Annotated in this window: 16 protein-coding genes; 10 read left to right on the top strand and 6 right to left on the bottom strand. The window is 66.5% G+C overall.

Annotated elements, in window-relative coordinates; translation table 11 throughout:
- Positions 1 to 74: 74 nt before the first annotated feature.
- The 5 genes from PFLCHA0_RS16075 to PFLCHA0_RS16055 all read left to right on the top strand — a co-directional run bounded on the left by PFLCHA0_RS16075 (position 75) and on the right by PFLCHA0_RS16055 (position 3,849).
- Positions 75 to 290, top strand: coding sequence for a TOBE domain-containing protein (locus PFLCHA0_RS16075; RefSeq protein ID WP_011061476.1), 216 nt, complete (start codon positions 75 to 77; stop codon positions 288 to 290).
- Between the two features lie 41 nt (positions 291 to 331).
- The gene (locus PFLCHA0_RS16070) at positions 332 to 1,369 is read left to right on the top strand and encodes an isopenicillin N synthase family dioxygenase (protein WP_015635743.1); all 1,038 of its coding nucleotides are present in this window, start codon (positions 332 to 334) and stop codon (positions 1,367 to 1,369) included.
- A 28-nt stretch (positions 1,370 to 1,397) separates the two neighbouring features.
- The gene (locus tag PFLCHA0_RS16065) at positions 1,398 to 2,207 is read left to right on the top strand and encodes a MetQ/NlpA family ABC transporter substrate-binding protein (protein WP_015635742.1); all 810 of its coding nucleotides are present in this window, start codon (positions 1,398 to 1,400) and stop codon (positions 2,205 to 2,207) included.
- Complete coding sequence (locus PFLCHA0_RS16060) at positions 2,204 to 3,181, top strand: methionine ABC transporter ATP-binding protein (RefSeq protein ID WP_015635741.1); 978 nt, start codon at positions 2,204 to 2,206, stop codon at positions 3,179 to 3,181. The genes PFLCHA0_RS16065 and PFLCHA0_RS16060 overlap by 4 nt, the downstream gene beginning before the upstream one ends.
- 65 nt (positions 3,182 to 3,246) lie before the next feature.
- Positions 3,247 to 3,849, top strand: a complete 603-nt coding sequence (locus tag PFLCHA0_RS16055) for a methionine ABC transporter permease (RefSeq protein ID WP_169891845.1) — start codon at positions 3,247 to 3,249, stop codon at positions 3,847 to 3,849.
- A gap of 18 nt (positions 3,850 to 3,867) precedes the next feature.
- Here PFLCHA0_RS16055 and PFLCHA0_RS16050 read toward each other — a convergent pair whose 3' ends face one another.
- Complete coding sequence (locus tag PFLCHA0_RS16050; RefSeq protein ID WP_015635739.1) at positions 3,868 to 4,779, bottom strand: AraC family transcriptional regulator; 912 nt, start codon at positions 4,777 to 4,779, stop codon at positions 3,868 to 3,870.
- Between the two features lie 104 nt (positions 4,780 to 4,883).
- On the opposite strand from PFLCHA0_RS16050, the gene PFLCHA0_RS16045 reads away from it, so the two are divergent.
- Genes PFLCHA0_RS16045 through PFLCHA0_RS16025 form a run of 5 tightly spaced genes read left to right on the top strand, consistent with a single transcriptional unit; the run spans position 4,884 to position 9,329 of the window.
- Positions 4,884 to 5,444, top strand: a complete 561-nt coding sequence (locus PFLCHA0_RS16045; protein ID WP_015635738.1) for a carboxymuconolactone decarboxylase family protein — start codon at positions 4,884 to 4,886, stop codon at positions 5,442 to 5,444.
- 49 nt (positions 5,445 to 5,493) lie between these two features.
- Positions 5,494 to 6,564 (top strand): acyl-CoA dehydrogenase family protein, encoded by a 1,071-nt coding sequence (locus tag PFLCHA0_RS16040; RefSeq protein WP_011061470.1) that lies wholly within the window; start codon positions 5,494 to 5,496, stop codon positions 6,562 to 6,564.
- Positions 6,561 to 7,400 (top strand): ABC transporter ATP-binding protein, encoded by an 840-nt coding sequence (locus tag PFLCHA0_RS16035; protein ID WP_011061469.1) that lies wholly within the window; start codon positions 6,561 to 6,563, stop codon positions 7,398 to 7,400. Before PFLCHA0_RS16040 ends, PFLCHA0_RS16035 begins: the two co-directional genes overlap by 4 nt.
- Positions 7,366 to 8,565, top strand: coding sequence for an ABC transporter substrate-binding protein (locus tag PFLCHA0_RS16030; protein WP_011061468.1), 1,200 nt, complete (start codon positions 7,366 to 7,368; stop codon positions 8,563 to 8,565). The genes PFLCHA0_RS16035 and PFLCHA0_RS16030 overlap by 35 nt, the downstream gene beginning before the upstream one ends.
- Complete coding sequence (locus PFLCHA0_RS16025; RefSeq protein ID WP_011061467.1) at positions 8,565 to 9,329, top strand: ABC transporter permease; 765 nt, start codon at positions 8,565 to 8,567, stop codon at positions 9,327 to 9,329. The genes PFLCHA0_RS16030 and PFLCHA0_RS16025 overlap by 1 nt, the downstream gene beginning before the upstream one ends.
- Before the next feature lie 165 nt (positions 9,330 to 9,494).
- Here the strand turns inward: PFLCHA0_RS16025 and PFLCHA0_RS16020 are convergent, their stop codons facing one another.
- The 5 genes from PFLCHA0_RS16020 to PFLCHA0_RS16000 form a co-directional block, all read right to left on the bottom strand.
- On the bottom strand, positions 9,495 to 10,292 hold the full coding sequence (locus PFLCHA0_RS16020; protein ID WP_011061466.1) for an ABC transporter ATP-binding protein: 798 nt from the start codon (positions 10,290 to 10,292) through the stop codon (positions 9,495 to 9,497).
- Positions 10,293 to 10,301: 9 nt separating this feature from the next.
- The gene (locus PFLCHA0_RS16015) at positions 10,302 to 11,063 is read right to left on the bottom strand and encodes an ABC transporter permease (RefSeq protein WP_015635737.1); all 762 of its coding nucleotides are present in this window, start codon (positions 11,061 to 11,063) and stop codon (positions 10,302 to 10,304) included.
- A gap of 10 nt (positions 11,064 to 11,073) precedes the next feature.
- Complete coding sequence (locus PFLCHA0_RS16010) at positions 11,074 to 11,841, bottom strand: ABC transporter permease (RefSeq protein WP_015635736.1); 768 nt, start codon at positions 11,839 to 11,841, stop codon at positions 11,074 to 11,076.
- 483 nt (positions 11,842 to 12,324) lie between these two features.
- Positions 12,325 to 14,796, bottom strand: coding sequence for a TonB-dependent receptor plug domain-containing protein (locus PFLCHA0_RS16005; protein ID WP_015635735.1), 2,472 nt, complete (start codon positions 14,794 to 14,796; stop codon positions 12,325 to 12,327).
- A 190-nt stretch (positions 14,797 to 14,986) separates the two neighbouring features.
- Positions 14,987 to 17,257 carry a TonB-dependent receptor gene (locus tag PFLCHA0_RS16000; RefSeq protein ID WP_015635734.1) on the bottom strand — a complete coding sequence of 757 codons (2,271 nt, stop codon included), beginning with the start codon at positions 17,255 to 17,257 and terminating at the stop codon, positions 14,987 to 14,989.
- Positions 17,258 to 17,581 lie beyond the last annotated feature (324 nt).

Here is a 17,581-nt window from a genome sequence, read left to right as displayed (position 1 = left end):
GCTTTTGCCAAAGGCGCATGTTTAGCCCCAGCCGCTCAACTCCTGAGCCCGGTGCCAGCAAAGGACTTTTCAGCATGACCATTCAAGCGATCAACGTACGCAACCAGTTCAAGGGCGTGATCAAGGAGATCCACGAAGGCCAGGTGGTTTCGGAAATCGACGTGCAGACCGCCTCGGGCATTGTCACTTCGGTGATCACCACCCGCTCGGTGCGCGACCTGGAACTCAAGGTCGGCAGCGAAGTGATCGCTTTCGTCAAGTCCACCGAAGTCTCCATCGCCAAGCTCTGAGCCGCACCTGCGGACATCGTCCATTCACAGGGGAGTGAAGCATGCCGCACTCGCTGGATATCACCGCGCTGCCGGTCCTGGACCTGAGCCAATTGCAGGGCCACCCGGAGCAGCGTCGGATCTTTCTCGACGGCTTGCGCCAGGCGGCGCGGGACGTGGGTTTCTTCTACCTGACCGGGCACGGAGTCGACAGTGGCCTGCTGCGCCGGGTGCAGGACCAGGCGCGGGCGTTCTTTGCCTTGCCCGAGGCCGACAAGGCGGCCGTGGGCATGATCCATTCGCCGCACTTTCGCGGCTATAACCAGGCGGCTTCGGAGATCACCCGGGGCCAGCCGGACCTGCGGGAACAGTTCGACCTGGGGGCCGAGCGCCAGGCCTTGCCCCTGGATCCCCACAGCCCGCCCTGGACCCGATTGCAGGGCCCCAACCAATGGCCGGCGCAACTGCCGGCGTTCAAGCCCGTGCTGCTGGAGTGGCAGCAGGCAATGACCGGCATGTCCCTGCGCCTGTTGCGCGGCTTTGCCCAGGCATTGTCACTGCCGGAACAGGCCTTCGATGGGCTGTACGGCGAACGGCCCAACGAGCACATCAAGCTGATCCGCTACCCTGGCCGCGCGCCGGGGCAGAGCAACCAGGGCGTGGGAGCCCACAAGGATTCCGGGTTCCTCAGCTTTCTGCTGCAGGACCAGCAGGCCGGCCTGCAGGTGGAAGTAGAGGAGGGCCGCTGGATCGACGCGCCGCCCCGGGACAACACCCTGGTGGTGAACATCGGTGAGCTGCTGGAACTGGCCACCCACGGCTATCTGCGCGCCACCGTGCACCGGGTGCAGTCGCCGCCCGCGGATCGCCAGCGGCTGTCCATCGCGTTTTTCCTCGGTGCCCAACTCGATGCCCGGGTGCCGCTGTATCCCTTGCCCGAAGCCTTGTTGCGTGAAGCCCGGGGCCCGGCCAGCGACCCCGACAACCCGCTGTTTCGCGAAGTGGGCTGGAACTACCTCAAGGGCCGCCTGCGTTCGCATCCGGACGTGGCCCGGCGTTTCTACCCCGATGCCCTGGTGCCCCAGGCACTGAGTGCCTGACCTTCATCCGCTGCTCAAGGACACTGCCATGCTGAAGAACACCGTCTTGACCCTGGCGTTGCTGGCCAGCCTGGGGGCGGCCCTGCCGACCACTGCGGCGCAGCCGTTGCGGGTAGCCGCCGACCCGGTGCCCCATGCCGAGATCCTCGCCTACGTACAAAAACTCGACCCGCAATTGCAGCTCAAGATCATCGAGATTCCCAATGGCGTGAACTCCAACGAACTGCTGGCCCACGGCGATGTGGACGCCAACTACTTCCAGCACCTGCCGTACCTCAAGTCTCAGGAACAGGCCCTGGGCCAGCCCTTCGCCGTGGCTGCCAGCGTGCACATCGAGCCCCTGGGGATCTATTCCAAGCGTCACCAGCGCTTCGAGCAGTTGCCCCAGGGCGCCAGCGTCGCGGTGCCCAACAATGTCACCAACCTCAGCCGCGCGCTGTACCTGTTGCAGAGCTACCAGTTGATCCGCCTCAAGCCCGGTTTCACCGACCCGGCCCGGGATCAGGCGACCCCCAGGGACATCGCCGACAACCCGAAACGGCTGAAGATCCTGGAGATCGAATCGCCGCAGATCCCCCGGGCCCTGGACGACGTGGACCTGGCGGTGATCAATGGCAACTACGCCCTGGAGGCCGGGCTGGTGCCGGCCAAGGATGCCCTGGGCCTGGAAAAGGCCGAGCACAATCCCTACGCCAACATCCTGGTGACCACCCCCAAGCTGCAGGATGACCCGCGCATCCGTCAGTTGGCCAAGGACCTCAACTCGCCGGAAGTAGCGGCGTTCATTACCCGCACCTACTCGGGCTCGGTGATTCCCGTCACGGACCGCCAGCCATGATCGAGGTCCAGCAGCTTTGCAAGGTCTACGGCGAAGGCCAGCCCGCGGCACTGGATCGGGTTTCGCTGACGGTTCCCGACAGGGCGGTGTACGGCATTCTCGGGCGCAGCGGCGCCGGCAAGTCGACCCTGTTGCGCTGCCTGAACCTGCTGGAGCGGCCCAGCAGCGGGCGCATCCTGATGGACGGCCAGGACCTTGGCGCCTTGTCCGCGAGCGAGCTGCGCCGGCAGCGCCAGGGCATCGGCATGATCTTCCAGGGCTTCAACCTGCTGCATTCGCGCACGGTTCAGGACAACGTCGCGGTGCCTCTGGAAATTGCCGGCCTGGGCAAAAGCCAGCGCCGCGCGCGGGTTCTGGAACTGCTGGAACTGGTGGGTCTTGGCGACAAGGCCCAGGCCTATCCTTCGCAACTGTCCGGTGGCCAGAAGCAGCGGGTGGGCATCGCCCGGGCCCTGGCCGCCGGGCCGCGTTACCTGCTGTCGGATGAGGCCACCAGCGCCCTGGACCCGGAAACCACGGCGTCGATCCTGCAATTGCTGGCGCAGATCAACCGCGAGCTGGGGCTGACCATTGTGCTGATCACCCACGAGCTGGAAGTGGTCAAGGCCATTTGCAGCCACGCCGCGTCCCTGGCGGGCGGCCGGCTGATGGAGAGCGGGGCGGTGGCCGAACTGCTGGGCAACCCGCAGTCGGCCCTGGGCCGGGCGCTGTTGCCGGGCTACAACCTGCCGTTCAACGGCAGCCAGCCCCAGGCCGAACTGACCTTTTTCGACAACCAGCGCGCGGCGCCGCTGCTGGAGCAACTGAGCCGCCAGCAGGCGCTGGAGCTCAAGGTCCTGGCCGGTGGTGTCGAAGCGGTAGGCGGCCGGCGGGTAGGGCGCCTGCGCATCGCCGCCGCCCCCGCCGACGCCGGCAAATTCCAACAACTGCTGACGGCCCTGGCCCAGCGAGGAATTCGGAGTGAACGCCTGTGAACCGCAGCCTCGATTGGCAGGAACTGGCGCAGCTGCTGCTGACTGCCACGGGTGAAACCCTGTACATGGTGCTGCTGGCCTCGCTGTTCACCCTGTTGATCGGCCTGCCCCTGGGGGTGCTGCTGTTCATCAGCCGCAAGGGCGGCCTGTACCCCATGCCAAGGCTCAACCGGCTGTTGGGCGGGCTGGTCAATCTGGGGCGCTCGCTGCCCTTCGTGGTGCTGCTGATTGCGCTGATCCCCCTGACCCGGCTGGTGGTGGGCACCACCCTGGGCAGCACTGCGGCGGTGGTGCCCATCACCATCGGCGCCTTTCCGTTTTTTGCGCGAATCGTCGAGAACGCCCTGGATGAAGTGGACCGCGGTCGGGTCGAGGCGATCCTGGCCATGGGCGGGCACATCGGCCATGTGATCTTCAAGGCGCTGCTGCCGGAAGCCTTGCCGGCCCTGCTGGCAGGGCTGACCCTGACCCTGGTGATGCTGATCGGTTTTTCCTCCATGGCCGGCGTCATCGGCGGTGGCGGCCTGGGGGACCTGGCGATCCGCTACGGCTATCAGCGGTTCAACAACCAGATCATGGTGGCCACGGTGCTGGTCCTGGTGCTGCTGGTACAGGGGGTACAGAGCTGCGGCGACCGCCTGGTGCGGGCCCTGGCCCATCGCCGCTGAGTACATTCGGGGCGCGTTTCAGCGCCCTTCGTGCTGCTTGCGATAGGCCCCGGGCTGCAGGCCCACGGCCTTGGTGAAGGCCCGGGTGAAGGCGGCGATCGACTGATAGCCCACGGCGGCGCCCACTTGCTCCACTGTCTGGTTGGCCTTGAGCAACTGGCAGGCGTGGCGCATGCGCAGGGCCAGCAGTACCTGCCCTGGGGATTGCCCGGCCAGTTCATTGAACCGCTTGAAGAACGCCGAGCGCGAAAGCCCGGTCAGGGCCGCCATGCTTTCCAGGGGCCAGGCTTCTCCGGGGCGCTGGATCAACTGCTCCAGCAGCGGTGCAAACCCCGGGTGGCGGGCCAGGGCCACCAGGCCGCCGAGGTCCTGGTTGGCGTTGACCTGTTGGCGCAGCACATACAAAAACAGCAGATGGCTCAGGCGTTCCAGCAGCGCCGAGGAGGGCGCCGGGGTGCGCTGGCATTCTTCGAGAATCAGCTGGAACAGCGCCCGGGCGGCACTCAGGGACGGGTCGCCGGCCCTCAGGATGAGCCAGCCCGGCAGGCTGTCGATGATCAGCGAGGACAGCCCGGGCTTGAAATGGAAAAAGCCGCAGACCAGCCCCACACCGTCCTGGGTTCCCGGCTCCAGGGGCGCCATGGGCGTGCGCGGCAGTTGCTGCGCCGCTTCAGCCTGCTGGGCACTGGACAGCCGGTAGCCCAGGTCCTGCAGCAGGAATACCGCGTCCCCGGCATCCAGGCGCAGGGCCTGGGGCGCGCCGTCGATATGCAGCCAGCAATGGCCCTGGACGATCAGGTGGAAGCTGGCCCGGGCCAGGCCCTGGGTGCTGGCGTGCCAGCCTCCGCAGTAGCGTCCGACGTGAAACAGGCTGGCATCGAGTTCCAGGCCTTCTAATAACCAATCAACCAGTGGGCTTGACGAAATCATCTAAGGGAAACACTCAGAAGCAAGTAATCGCTACTTTAGAATATGGATCGGAATTCTTATAACCAACAGACTTGACGCACACCTACACAGCAGGAGTCCACTCCATGTCCCGCGTCACTCTACACACCTTGCACACGGCTCCAGAAGCCGCTCGGCCCTTTCTTGAGAACGCGCTGAAGAACTCGGGCTTTATCCCCAATCTGCTGGGCATCCTGGCCAATGCCCCGGCGGCCCTGGAAACCTACGTCACGGTGTCCGCCCTCAACGGCAAGGCCGAGTTGAGCCTGGCGGAGCGTGAAGTGGTGCAATTGGTGGCCGCCACCACCCATGGCTGCGATTTCTGTGTCGCAGGTCATACCTCGGTGGCCCTGAACAAGGCCAAACTTGCGGACCCGGTGGTCAGCGCCCTGCGCGAGCAGAGCACCTTGCCCGAAGCCCGGCTGGAAGCCCTGGCGGCATTTGCCCGGGAAGTGATCGCCACCCGGGGCAAGGTCAGCGACGCCGGCTATGCCCAGTTCAAGGCGGCAGGATACAGCGAAGGCAATGCCCTGGAAGTGATCCTGGGCATCAGCCTGGCCACCCTGTGCAACTTCGCCAACGTGTTCGCCGGCACTGAACTGAACCCCGAGCTGGCCAAGTATCGCTGGTCAGTGCAAGGTCAATGAGCCAGGGCGCCGGCGGTTGCGCGGCGCCCCCTTTCAAGGAGAAAACCACATGCTCGATGCGCAATTGAGTGAATGGCTGGATGCCCAGGCCCAGGCACTCGACCAGGGCCAGTGCGACCCGCAGCAGGTCCTCGCCCGGCTGGCGGGCGCCGAGGTACTGCGGGTCGGTATCGACCCGGCTCAGGGCGGCAGCGGCGGCGACCTGACCGATGCTCTGGAAGTCATGGCCAGCGTGGCCAGCCATTCCCTGGCGGCGGCCTTTGTCTGCTGGGGCCAGCGAGCCTTTATCGAATACCTGCTGCACAGCCCCAATGCCGGTTTGCGCCAGCGCCTGCTGCCCTCGTTGCTCAGCGGCGAGCTGGCCGGTGCCACCGGGCTGTCCAATGCCATGAAGTTTCTCTCGGGGATCGAGGCCTTGCAGGTCCGGGCCCGGGAACAGGAGCAGGGCTGGAGCCTCAACGGTCGTTTGCACTGGGTCACCAACCTGCGCAAGAGCGGGTTCGTGGTGGCGGCGGCCATCGAGCGCGAGGAGGGCGGCGCGCCGTTCATCCTGGCGATCCCGGATGCCTTGCCCGGGTTGCAGCGCTCCGATGACCTGCAACTGATGGCCCTGCAATCGAGCAACACCGCTGCCCTGGAACTGAACCAGGTGGCGGTGGCCCGTGACTGGCTGCTGCACGAGGATGCCCGAGTGTTCCTGCCGGCGGTGCGCCCGGCCTTTCTCGGCCTGCAATGCGCCCTGGCCATCGGCCTGGCGCGCCGGGCCCTGAGCGAGGTGGAAAAGCACGTCGAGGGCGCCCGTTCGATCCTCCACGAACCCTTGCTGGAACAACGCCAGCACCTGGAACAGACCGTCGGCGAACTCAAGAGCGGCCTGCTCGACGGGCGCTTCCTGAGCCAGCCCGGGGCGCTGTTCCGGGTGCGCATCGCTCTGGCGGAAGCCACCGCCAACGCCGTGCAACTGGAGCTGCAGGCCAGCGGCGGCAAGGCCTACCTCAGCGAGTTCGGCAGCGGCTTTGCCCGGCGCTGGCGGGAGTCGGCCTTCGTGCCCATCGTCACTCCGAGCCTGGTGCAACTGCGCGCCGAACTGCAACGCCAGGCGCGGAATGCGGCAGCATGAGCGGCCTGTTGAACGCACAGGCGATCAGCCTCGGCTACCCCGCGGCGCAAGGCTGGCACACGGTGCTGGAGGATTTCGACCTGCACCTGCAGGCCGGCGAGGTGGTGTCCATTCTCGGCCCCAGCGGGGTCGGCAAATCCAGCCTGCTGCGGGTCCTGGCCGGCCTGCAGAAGCCCCACGCCGGGCAGGTCAGCCTGTTGGGCGAGCCCCTCGACGGCCCTCATCCGCGGGTCGCGGTGGCATTCCAGGACCCCAGCCTGCTGCCCTGGCTGAACCTGGAGCACAACGTCGCCTTCGGCCTGGATTTTGCCCGCCAGCCGCACCTGAGCCCGCGCCAGCGCAAGGAGCGCATCGACCAGGCGATTGCCGCAGTGGGCCTGGAACACGCCCGCCAGCGCTATCCGGCCCAACTGTCCGGCGGCATGGCCCAGCGCACCGCACTGGCCCGCTGCCTGGCGCGCCAGCCCCAGGTGCTGCTGCTGGATGAACCCTTCGGCGCGTTGGACGAGGTGACCCGCGCCGACATGCAGCAACTGCTGCTCAAGGTGATCGGCCAGCACCGCACCGCGGCGCTGCTGATCACCCACGACATCGACGAAGCCCTGCTGCTGTCCGATCGGGTACTGCTACTGGGTAACAGCCCGGCGCGCACCCTCGGCCAGTGGCACATCGAGCTGCCGGCGCCGCGCGCCGAGCGGATCGAGGAACTGGGCGCGCTGCGCATCGAGATTCTCAAGACCCTTCGGCGGGCGAGCCGCAACCCCCACACTTCCCCTTTGCCTGCACCGTCGGAGATTGACCATGTGCCTGGACGACTTCACTCATACCCGTCGTGACTTTCTCAAGCTCAGCGCGCTGCTGACTGCCGGCGGCGCCTTGCCGCTGCTCAACAGCCTGCAGGCCCGCGCCGCCCAGGAACCGGACGCGCCGGTGCGCATCGGCTACCTGCCGATCACCGACGCCACGCCCTTGCTGGTGGCCCACAACAACGGCCTGTTCGAGGCCGAGGGCATCAAGGCCGAGCGCCCGGTGCTGCTGCGCAGTTGGGCCCAGGTGATCGAGGCGTTCATTTCCGGGCAGGTCAACGTGATTCACCTGCTGTCGCCGATGACCGTCTGGGCCCGCTACGGCAGCCGGGTGCCGGCCAAGGTGGTGGCCTGGAACCACGTCGGCGGTTCCGGCCTGACCGTGGCCCCGGGCATTACCGAGGTCAAGCAACTGGCGGGGCAGTCGGTGGCGATCCCGTTCTGGTATTCGATCCATAACGTGGTGGTGCAGCAACTGTTTCGCGACAACGGCCTGGTGCCGGTGAGCAAGGCCGCCGGCAGTGCCCTGGGGGCCAACGAGGTCAACCTGGTGGTGCTGCCGCCTTCGGACATGCCGCCAGCCCTGGCCAGCAAGCGGATTGCCGGCTACATCGTCGCCGAGCCGTTCAATGCCCTGGCCGAGGAACTCAAGGTGGGCCGGGTGCAGCGCTTTACCGGGGATGTGTGGCGCAACCACGCCTGCTGCGTGGTGTTCATGCACGAGCATGACCTGGACAACCGTCCCGAATGGTCGCAGAAGGTGGTCAACGCCATCGTCAAGGCCCAGCTGTGGACCCGCGACCACCGCGCCGAGGCCGCGCAACTGCTGTCCAAGGATGGCGCCAACCGCTACACGCCCCATGCGCCCCAGGTGCTCAACCGGGTGCTGGCGCCGGCGGCGGCCGACCGCGAGGCCTACCTGGCCAGCGGTGCGATCCAGCACAGCCACTGGGACGAGCAGCGCATCGACTTCCAGCCGTATCCGTTCCCCAGCTACACCGAAGAGTTGGTCAAGCGTCTCAAGGACACCCTGATCGAGGGCGACAAGGGCTTTCTGGCCGGCCTTGACCCGGCACACACCGCCAAGGACCTGGTGGACGATCGCTTCGTGCGCAACGCCATCGCCTCGGTGGGCGGGCTGAAGGCCTTCGGCCTGGCGGACAGCTTCGAGCGCAGCGAGGAGTTCGGTCTTTGATGGGCAAGCAACCTTCTTCCCTGAGCCATTGGCTCCTGGGGCTTGCCGGGCTGTCGAGCCTGCTGCTGGGCTGGTGGCTGGGGGTGCACCTGCTGGGCGATGGCAACGGCCTGGCTGCGCGTTTCTCCCCCGAGGCGACCTTCGCCAGCCTGCTGGAACTGCTGGGGCGTGGCGAGCTGTACGAGCATGTGCTGGTGAGCCTCAAGCGGATCCTGGTGGGTTTGCTCCTGGCCTTGCTGATCGGCGTGCCCCTGGGCCTGCTGGTGGGCAGCTACCGGCACCTGGAGGCAGCCACCACCCCGGCGTTCCAGTTTCTGCGGATGATCTCGCCGCTGTCCTGGATGCCGGTGGTGGTGATGCTGATGGGGGTAGGGGACCAGCCGATCTACTTCCTCCTGGCGTTCGCCGCGCTGTGGCCGATCCTGCTCAACACCGCGGCCGGCGTGCGCCAGCTGGACCCGCGCTGGCTGCAACTGAGCCGCAGCCTCAGCGCCACCCGCTGGGAGACCCTACGCAAGGTGATCCTGCCCGGGGTGCTGGGGCATGTGCTGACCGGGGTACGGCTGTCCATCGGCATCTTGTGGATCGTCCTGGTGCCCTGCGAAATGCTTGGGGTCAGCGCCGGCCTGGGCTACTTCATCCTCGACACCCGGGACCGCCTGGCCTATTCGGAACTGATGGCCATGGTGCTGCTGATCGGCGTGTTGGGTTTTGCCCTCGACGCCCTGGCCCGTGGCCTGCATCGCCGCTGGTCCCACGCCTGAGGCCCGTCGGTGGAACCCCCGTAGGAGCCGGCTTGCCGGCGAATAGGCCCTCAAGCCTTGCACCGCCCCTGCGGGCGCCTTCGCTGGCAAGCCAGCTCCTACGGCCCGGCGTAATCGCCGCGCTACCTGCGTAGGAGCCGGCGCAGCGCCGGGGTGCCGGGACGATCAATGCCCCACCAGTTCCTCCAGCAACTGCTCTTTGTAGCCTTGCAACACGGGTGAAGAGCGGTCCCGGGGATGGGGCAGGTCGACGCGGATCTCATGCTTGATCCGCCCCGGATGCGCGTCCATGACGATTACCCGGTCCCCCAGGTACAGGGCTTCTTCAATGTCATGGGTGACCATGATCACCGTGCAGCGCTGCTGTACCCAGATACGTTGCAGTTCGTGCTGCAGGCGCACCCGGGTCAGGGCATCCAGCGCCCCCAGGGGTTCGTCCAGCAACAGCACCTTGGGCTGGTTGATCAGCGCCCGGGCAATGGCGCCGCGCTGGGCCATGCCGCCGGAGAGCTGATGGGGGTAGGCCTGCTCGAAGCCTTGCAGGTTGACCAGGGCGATGTGCTCGGCCACCCGGCGCTGTTTCTCGGCTTCGGACAAGGGGTGGTTCTTCAGTGCCAGGGCGATGTTCTGGGCCAGGGTCATCCAGGGAAACAGCCGATGGTCCTGGAACACGATGCCCCGTTCCAGGCTGGTGCCGGTCACTGGCTTGCCGTCCAGCAGCATCTGCCCCTGATAGTCACCCTCCAGGCCGACGATCAGCCGCAGCAGGGTGGATTTGCCGCAGCCGCTGGCACCGACAATGCTGACGAACTCTCCGGGCTGGACGTCCAGGTCGATGCCTTGCAGCACCGGCAGGGCCTGGCCCTGGATCCGGTAGCTCTTGTTCAGGCCGCGGATCTGTAACGCCCCGGTCCGGGCGTGGAGATGAGTGGGGAGCGGGGCGTGTTGGGCGATCGCATTCATGGGGAGGCCTTAACGGGTAGGGCGCCAGCGCAGCAGGCGGCGGCTCAGAAGGGTCAGCAGCAATGTCATCAGGTAGCCGCACAGGCCGATGCACAGCACGCAGAGCACTATCACTTCCATGCGTGAGCCGGCTTCGGCGTTCATCATCAGGTTGCCCAGGCCGGCCCCGGAGGACAGGAACAGCTCGCTGCCCACCGCTGTCACCCAGGCAAAGGCCAGGGCCTGCAACAGGCCGGTGGCAATGCTCGGCAGGGCCGCCGGCAGCAGGATGTGCCGCAGCCGCTGCGCCGGGTTTAGCACCAGCACCTGGCCGACCTCGCGGTAGCGCCGTTCCACCTGGCAAAAGCCCTGGTAGGTGTTGAGCACCATGGGGTAGAAGGCCGCGAGGCTGACGATCAGCATCTTGGAAAACTCACCGTTGCCGAACCACATGGCAATCAGCGGAATCCAGCCGAGCATCGGCACCTGGCGGATCGAATGGAACAGCGGGCCGATCAGGCGGTTGGCCAGGGTCGAGAGGGCCATCAGGGCTCCCAGCATGACCCCGGCCAGGGTGCCCAGCAGCAGGCCGCCGCTGGCTCGGCCCAGGCTGGCCAGCAGGTTGACCGGCAACTCGCCGTTGCCCAGCAGCTCCAGCAAGGCGCTGGCGATGGTGGAGAGCGGCACGAAGGCGTAGGCCCCGGCGGCGTCCTGGCGGGACAGGTATTCCCAGCCGCCGATCAGCAGCAGGGGCAGCAGCAGGCCGCGAAACTTGGCCAGTAGAGTCGTCATGCAAGGGCTCCTAGCGGGTTTGCCAGCGCAGCACGCGCTGTTCCAGGCGGCGGAAGGAGAAGTCCAGGGCAAAGCCGATCACGCCGGTGACCACTATCCCCACCATCACCACATCGATGCGCAGCATCTGCCGGGCCATCTCGATCATCTGCCCCAGGCCGCTGTCGGCGGCCAGCAGCTCGGTGGCCACCAGCACCACCCAGCAGCGGGTCAGGCCGATGCGCAGGCCGGTGATGATCGGTGGTGCCGCGGCGGGCAGGGCGATCTGGCGCACCAGGGTCGGCCAGCGCAGGCGGTAGACGTCGGCCACCTCGAAGTAACTGCGGGGAATGGCCTTGACCCCCTCGCTGGCGGCCAGGGCCACGGGGAAGAACGCAGTCTTGGCGACGATGACGATCTTGAAGGTTTCATCGATGCCCAACAGCAGCACGAACATCGGGATCAGGGCGATGCTGGGGATCTGCCGCAGGGTATGGAACAGCGGCGCGCAGTACGCCTCGACGGTCTTGGACAGGGCCATCAGCACCCCGAACACCAGGCCGCCAAGGGCCCCCAGGGCAAAGCCCAGGCCCAGGCGCGACAGGCTGTTGTGCAAATGCTCCAGCAACTCGCCGCTGGCCAGCAGGGTTTCGAAGGTGTGCAGCACCTGGGCCGGCGGTACCAGCAGGTTGCGCGGGAAGATCCCGGCCTGGGCCACCAGGGTCCAGAGCAGCAACAGGGCCAGGGGCGAGACCAGCCAGGTCAGGGTGGTGAGCGTGCAGCGCAAGGAATGAGCCATGGCGGTTCTTATATTGGCGAAGTACCCGATGCCTATCGCAAGACCTGTGCCATCGCGCGCTCGTAGGAGCTGGCTTGCCAGCGAAGGCGTCCGCAAGGGCGATGCAAGGCTTGCGGCCTGTTCGCCGGCAAGCCGGCTCCTACGGGGCGGGCGGGCCTGCGGGATGTATCTGGCGGCTGTAGGAGCTGGCTTGCCAGCGAAAGCGTCGGCCGGGGCGGTGCAAGGCTTACGGGCCTGTTCGCCGGCAGCCCGGCTCCTAAGGGGCGGGCGGGCCTGCGGGATGCATCTGGCGGCTGTAGGAGCTGGCTTGCCAGCGAAGGCGTCGGTCGGGGCGATGCAGGGCTTGCGGGCCTGTTCGCCGGCAAGCCGGCTCCTACGGGAGGAGCGGCGTGTGGGTGGGTTGTGGGCGCTGGCGTGCCAGCGAAACTGATGCCTGGGCAGCAGCCACTGCTGCCAGGGCAACACCCCGGCAGCAATCCGGCCTCAGAAGTCGTAACTGACGCTGGTGTAGTAGAACGCGCCCTGGGCGCCCTCGGGGCTGGTGATGGAGTATTTCGGCACGCCATACAACTGCGCCCCGGATGCCTTGTCCGGGTGGGTATCGAACAGGTTGATAGCCCCCACCGACAGCTTCAGCGCCTTGTCGAAGTGGTAGCTGATGTCCAGGTCAGTGACCCATTGCGCGCTGAAGGTCTGGTCCAGGGTCGGGTTGCTGGCGTTGAGGCTCTTCCATTGCCCGTACCGGCGCTGGGCCAGGGTCAGGCCCCAGCTGTCGTACAGCCAGTTGGCGCTCAGGGTCAGCTTGTTCTTCGGGGTGCCGTCCTCGATCAGGCCCTGGGTGGTGCGGCCGACGATCTGCGAGCCGGCGATGTTGCCCACGTCCCGCAGGGCGGTGATCCGGGTGTTGTTCTGGCTGTAGCCGCTGGACAGGTTCAGGCGCCCCCATTGCTGCAGGTCCAGCTGGTAGTTGCCGGTCAGCTCGACGCCATCGGTGCGGGTGTCGGCGACGTTGGTGTAGAACGCCGCGCTCTGGATGTTGGCGTAAGGGGTGCCGGCAAAGATCGGCGTGACCACCGAGGCCGGCAACTGGTCGGACAGGGTGATGCGGTTGTCGATGTTGATCCGGTACGCATCCAGGGTCACCGAGGCGTTGGCCAGCGGCCGCCAGACCAGGCCCAGGGAGTAGTTGGTGGACTCCTCGGGCTTCAGCGCCTTGCCCCCCAGCAGCTTGGCTTCCGGGCTGTCGGCGCGCAGGGTGCGTTGCTGCACCTCGACGTAGTTGCCGCTGCCCGGCGGTTGCTCCACCACCTGCACGCTGAACGAGGACAGCCCGCTCTGCACCAGGGACGGCGCCCGGTAGCCGGTGCTGGCGGTGGCCCGGGCGGCGAGCTGCGGGGTGAAGTCGTAACGCAGCGACAGCTTGCCGTTGGTGGTGTCGCCAAAATCCGAGTAGTGCTCGGTGCGCACCGCCACCCCGGCCTGGAATTTCTCGGTGACCTGGCCTTCGACGTCGATGTAGGCGCCCCAGACCTTGCGCTCCAGAGTGGCGGCGTCGACCTGGGTGATTCCTGAGTAGTAGCCGGGAATGCGCCGCCCGGTGACCGGGTCCACGGTATTGAACAGCGGCCCGTTCTGCCAGCCCGCCGCTTCGCCGGCGCTCAGTTCGTAGTTCTCCTGGCGCCAGGCCAGGCCCGCCGACAGGGTCAGGGGCTTGAACAGAAGGTCGGTGGGGAAGTCCCGAACCCAGTCCAGGGTCAGGTTGGTCTGGTCGGCCTCGCGCTTGCCGGTGTAGATCTTCGCCGGGCTGGCCTCGCCCCAGCTGGGGTTGATGGCGTTGCGGTCGGCGGATTTCAGGCTGTTGTCGCCATGGTTCAGCGCCAGGTCGAACTTGCCCAGGCGCTCGTCCTCGTAGCGCAGGCCACCGGTCAGGGCATAGTCCTCCAGCGAGTAGCGGGTGATCGGCAGGCGGCCGTCGGGGTAGCGTTGCAGGGCGTCGCTGCCGTAGTTGTTGCGCAAGGTGGTGGGCGGGTCGAAGAAGCCTTCGGCGTCGGTGTTCTTGTGGGAGTAGGTGGCAAAACCGTAGGCGGTCAGCCCCTCGCCCAGGCCGAACTCGCTGTTGGCGGCAAAGTTGTACTGGTCCGAGACGTTGCCCGAGCCCCAGCGCCAGGTGCGGTAGCGGTTGTTCTGCTCCCGCGGCGTCTGGGTGCTGGTGGAGCCGGGGTAGAAGATCCGGTTGTCGGGGTTGGTGTCACTGGCCGGGTCCTGGCTGCCGGCATCGAAACTCAAGGTGAGGAAGCCGTCGTTGGGCAGGCTCAAGCCCTTCCAGCCGCTGAGCTTGCGTTGCAGGCCATCGCCCTTGTCGTAGCCGCCGAAGCGATAGCCGACGTTGCCGCCGTCGTCCTTTTCCTTGAGCACGATATTGATCACCCCGGCGATGGCGTCGGAGCCGTACTGGGCGGCGGCGCCGTCGCGCAGGATCTCCACTCGCTCGATGGCGCTCAGGGGGATCAGGCTCAGGTCCACCGCGGCGGCGCCCCGGCCGTTGACCAGGCTCTGGCGGGTGACGTTGGCGCTGGTGTGGCGGCGCTTGCCATTGACCAGCACCAGCACCTGGTCCGACGCCAGGCCGCGCAGGGAAGCACCCTGGGCGATGGAGCCGGCGAAGGCGCCCTGGGGCGACTGCGGGTAGCTGAACGAAGGCGAGAGGGCGGTGAGGGCGCCGGACAGGTCGCTGGCCCCGGTCTGCTGCAACTGCTGGGCGGACAGCACGTCCACCGGTGCGGCGCTTTCCAGGGCCGTTACATCACTGCGCCGGGTGCCCAGCACCACCACCGTGTCCAGGTGATCGGCGCTGGCGCCGGGGGCATTGCTTGAGGTCTGGGCAGCGAACGCGGGCACGGCAAGGCTGCCGACGACCAGCGCCACGGCGCCGGCCAACGGATTGCGATGGAACATCTTTGGATTCCTTCTGAAATGAATGACCCCAACCGCCCCTGTAGGCGCTGGCTTGCCAGCGAAGGCGTCGTCATGGACGGTGCAAGGCTTGCGGGCCTCTTCGCCGGCAAGCCGGCTCCTACAGGGTGGGTGCGGTGGTGGGCGATACCGGCGGCCCGGAAATCAGGGTTCGGGTGGCCTGCCGCGGGCGTCAGAAGCGGCTGGTGACGCTCAGGCCCACGGTGCGCGGGTCGCCGTAGGTGATGACGTATTGCCCCAGGGTGCCGTTGGGCCGGCCATGGACCTGGTAGCGGCGGTCGGTGAGGTTGTTGACGAAGCCGGTGACGCTGAGCTTTTCATCCGGGCTGAACCAGGTCAGGCGGGTGTTGGCCAGGGTGTAGTGGGGCTGGCTCAGGGTCTTGTCGGCGCTGCTTTGGCGGTCGGCGAGGAAGTATTCCTTGTCGCGGAAACTCACGTCGCCGCCGGCCACCAGCTTGCCGCCGATCTCCAGGGGAATGGTGTAGTCGGCCCCCAGGGACACCACGTTGCGCGGCGAGCGCACGAAACTGTTGCCGCTGTAGTCGCCGGTGACCGCGCCGGTGTTGGGGTTGGTGTTCTTGAAGTCGGTGTACTCGGTATCCAGGAACGAGATCGCCGCCCGCAGGTGCAGATAGTCGGTGGGCTGGCCTTCGAGCTCCAGTTCCGCGCCCTTGACCTTGCCCTTGGCGCCATTGGTCAGGGCCGTGGTGAGCACGCCGTTGTTGACCGTCAGCAGGTTCACCTGGATGTCCGAGTAGTCGTAGTAGAAGACGTTGGCGTTGGCGGTCAGGCGATGGTTGAACCATTCCGACTTGAGGCCGATCTCGTAGGCGTCGAGTTTCTCCGGGTCCACCGTGGTCAATTGCGCCAGGCTGGTGGACAGCCCGGTATTGAAGCCCCCGGAACGGAAACCGTGGGCGTAGCGCAAGAACACCCGGACGTTGTCGTTGATCCGGTATTCCGGGGTCAGATCGTAGGTCCAGGCTTCCCAGGTCTTGCTCTCGTCGCGGCTGCCGTTGCTGCCGGCGGCGCCCAGGGGGATCAGCGGGCCGTTGGCCGTGGCCCGGGTGAGCTGGGTCAGGTCCAGGTCGATGTCTTTCTTTTCCTGGGTCCAGCGCAGGCCGCCGGTCACGGTGAAGTTGTCGGTGAAGTCGTAGGTCAGGTTGCCGAACAGCGCGTAGCTGTCGGTGGTGTGCTGGTAGTTGAGGTCGCGAAAGTCGGTGGCGCCGCCGGTCTGGTTGGAGCCGGTGCCGTTGGGCGTGGGGCCCGGGGTGATGAGGCGCTTGGCCGAGCTGTCCAGGTCCTCATGGAAGTAGTGCACCCCTGCCAGCCAGCGCAGGGTTTCCTGCTGCGGCGAGGCCAGGCGCAGTTCCTGGGAGTACTGGTTGTAGCGGTTGTCGCTGATGGCCGCGCCGTTGACCTCGTAGGGGGTGTAGTCGGCGTCGCTGGTGGACTGCCCGCGAATGTAGTCGTAGGCGCTGATGGAGGTCAGGGTGTAGTCCCCCAGGTGCCAGTTCAGGGTCAGGGACGTACCGTCGTGATCGAGCTTGGCATCCTCGTTGACGTTGAGGGCGATGTTGCGTCCGTCGGGCCGCTGGTAGCCGACGTTGTAGTAGCGGCCCACCGGCAGCGAGCCGTTGCTGCCGTCGCCCTTGTATTCCCGGGCGTGGATCTTCAGCAGGGCGTCCAGGTCCGGGTTGAGCCTGGCCAGGAACTGCAGGCGCACGGCCTTCTTGTCGACGTCGCCGTAGGTATGGTCGTCGGTGAGGTTCTTCTGGAAGCCGTCGCGTTCTTCCGAATACAGCGACAGCCGCGCCGCCAGCCTGTCATCCACCAGGGCACCGCCGATGGCGCCATTGAGGATGCGCTCGCTCTTGCTGCCGATGCCCAGGGTGCCGTAGCCGTCGGTGTCGAAGGTCGGCTTCTTGGAAATCACATTGACCGCACCGGCAGTGGTGTTCTTGCCGTACAGGGTGCCCTGGGGCCCGCGCAGGATCTCGATGCGCTCCAGGTCGAACAGCGGCCCGCCGCCGGCGATGGGCGCGTTGAGGTAGACATCATCGGCGTAGATGCCCACCGGGAACACCGTGGCCGCCCCGGTGTCGCCCGTGCCCAGGCCGCGGATGTACCAGCGTGGGCGGCCGTCGCCGTCGGGGTTCTTGGCCGAGGCGTTGGGGATGAAGGTGGTGATGTCGCCCATGTTGCGCACCCCGTCGGTCACCAGGCTGGTGCCCTGTACGGCGGACACCGCCACCGGAACCTCTTGCAGGGTTTCCTCCCGGTGCTGGGCGGTGACGGTGACGGTCTTCAGGGCGGGTTCGCTGCTGTTCCCGGTGGTGTCGGTGTCTGTGGTTTCGGCGGCCAGCAGGCCCTGGCTGAATGTGCCCCCGGTGAGCGCCAGTGCCAGCCATAGACTCTTGGTGATCGGATTAAGCTTATGCATGTTGAACTCCCCCATTTAAAGTTTCGCTAAGAGGGCTAGAGCAGAGAACGTGCCAAGAGGCTTAGTGGGTTTTATGGGTAAGCGTTAGTTTGATCAAGTCATTGAAAAACAAGGCTTAATTTAAATTCGTTTGAGTGTTTTAGAGAGGGGTTTGGCAGGCGTGAAAAGTTGCGGGCCAGAGGTTTAAAACATCCTGCGCAGGATTCAGCAGAAGTTGCTTGGCTGGTGCTGCTGGAGCAGCACCGATTGCCCGCTGGACTGTTGCTGCGCCAGCACCGGCCCCCCAGCCCGTAGGAGCCGGCTTGCCGGCGAAGAGGCCCGTGA

This window comes from Pseudomonas protegens CHA0, assembly GCF_000397205.1.
Taxonomy (GTDB): Bacteria; Pseudomonadota; Gammaproteobacteria; order Pseudomonadales; family Pseudomonadaceae; genus Aquipseudomonas; species Aquipseudomonas protegens.
Note: the sequence above shows the minus strand (reverse complement) of the source record. Positions and strands in the feature narration are given on the sequence as shown.

What these genes read in the sequence shown, in the direction of transcription:
- PFLCHA0_RS16075 (WP_011061476.1), top strand. Translation starts at nt 75, where the DNA reads ATGACCATTCAAGCGATCAACGTACGCAACCAGTTCAAGGGCGTGATC.
- PFLCHA0_RS16070 (WP_015635743.1), top strand. Translation starts at nt 332, where the DNA reads ATGCCGCACTCGCTGGATATCACCGCGCTGCCGGTCCTGGACCTGAGC.
- PFLCHA0_RS16065 (WP_015635742.1), top strand. Translation starts at nt 1,398, where the DNA reads ATGCTGAAGAACACCGTCTTGACCCTGGCGTTGCTGGCCAGCCTGGGG.
- PFLCHA0_RS16060 (WP_015635741.1), top strand. Translation starts at nt 2,204, where the DNA reads ATGATCGAGGTCCAGCAGCTTTGCAAGGTCTACGGCGAAGGCCAGCCC.
- PFLCHA0_RS16055 (WP_169891845.1), top strand. Translation starts at nt 3,247, where the DNA reads ATGGTGCTGCTGGCCTCGCTGTTCACCCTGTTGATCGGCCTGCCCCTG.
- PFLCHA0_RS16050 (WP_015635739.1), bottom strand. Translation starts at nt 4,779, where the DNA reads ATGATTTCGTCAAGCCCACTGGTTGATTGGTTATTAGAAGGCCTGGAA.
- PFLCHA0_RS16045 (WP_015635738.1), top strand. Translation starts at nt 4,884, where the DNA reads ATGTCCCGCGTCACTCTACACACCTTGCACACGGCTCCAGAAGCCGCT.
- PFLCHA0_RS16040 (WP_011061470.1), top strand. Translation starts at nt 5,494, where the DNA reads ATGCTCGATGCGCAATTGAGTGAATGGCTGGATGCCCAGGCCCAGGCA.
- PFLCHA0_RS16035 (WP_011061469.1), top strand. Translation starts at nt 6,561, where the DNA reads ATGAGCGGCCTGTTGAACGCACAGGCGATCAGCCTCGGCTACCCCGCG.
- PFLCHA0_RS16030 (WP_011061468.1), top strand. Translation starts at nt 7,366, where the DNA reads ATGTGCCTGGACGACTTCACTCATACCCGTCGTGACTTTCTCAAGCTC.
- PFLCHA0_RS16025 (WP_011061467.1), top strand. Translation starts at nt 8,565, where the DNA reads ATGGGCAAGCAACCTTCTTCCCTGAGCCATTGGCTCCTGGGGCTTGCC.
- PFLCHA0_RS16020 (WP_011061466.1), bottom strand. Translation starts at nt 10,292, where the DNA reads ATGAATGCGATCGCCCAACACGCCCCGCTCCCCACTCATCTCCACGCC.
- PFLCHA0_RS16015 (WP_015635737.1), bottom strand. Translation starts at nt 11,063, where the DNA reads ATGACGACTCTACTGGCCAAGTTTCGCGGCCTGCTGCTGCCCCTGCTG.
- PFLCHA0_RS16010 (WP_015635736.1), bottom strand. Translation starts at nt 11,841, where the DNA reads ATGGCTCATTCCTTGCGCTGCACGCTCACCACCCTGACCTGGCTGGTC.
- PFLCHA0_RS16005 (WP_015635735.1), bottom strand. Translation starts at nt 14,796, where the DNA reads ATGTTCCATCGCAATCCGTTGGCCGGCGCCGTGGCGCTGGTCGTCGGC.
- PFLCHA0_RS16000 (WP_015635734.1), bottom strand. Translation starts at nt 17,257, where the DNA reads ATGCATAAGCTTAATCCGATCACCAAGAGTCTATGGCTGGCACTGGCG.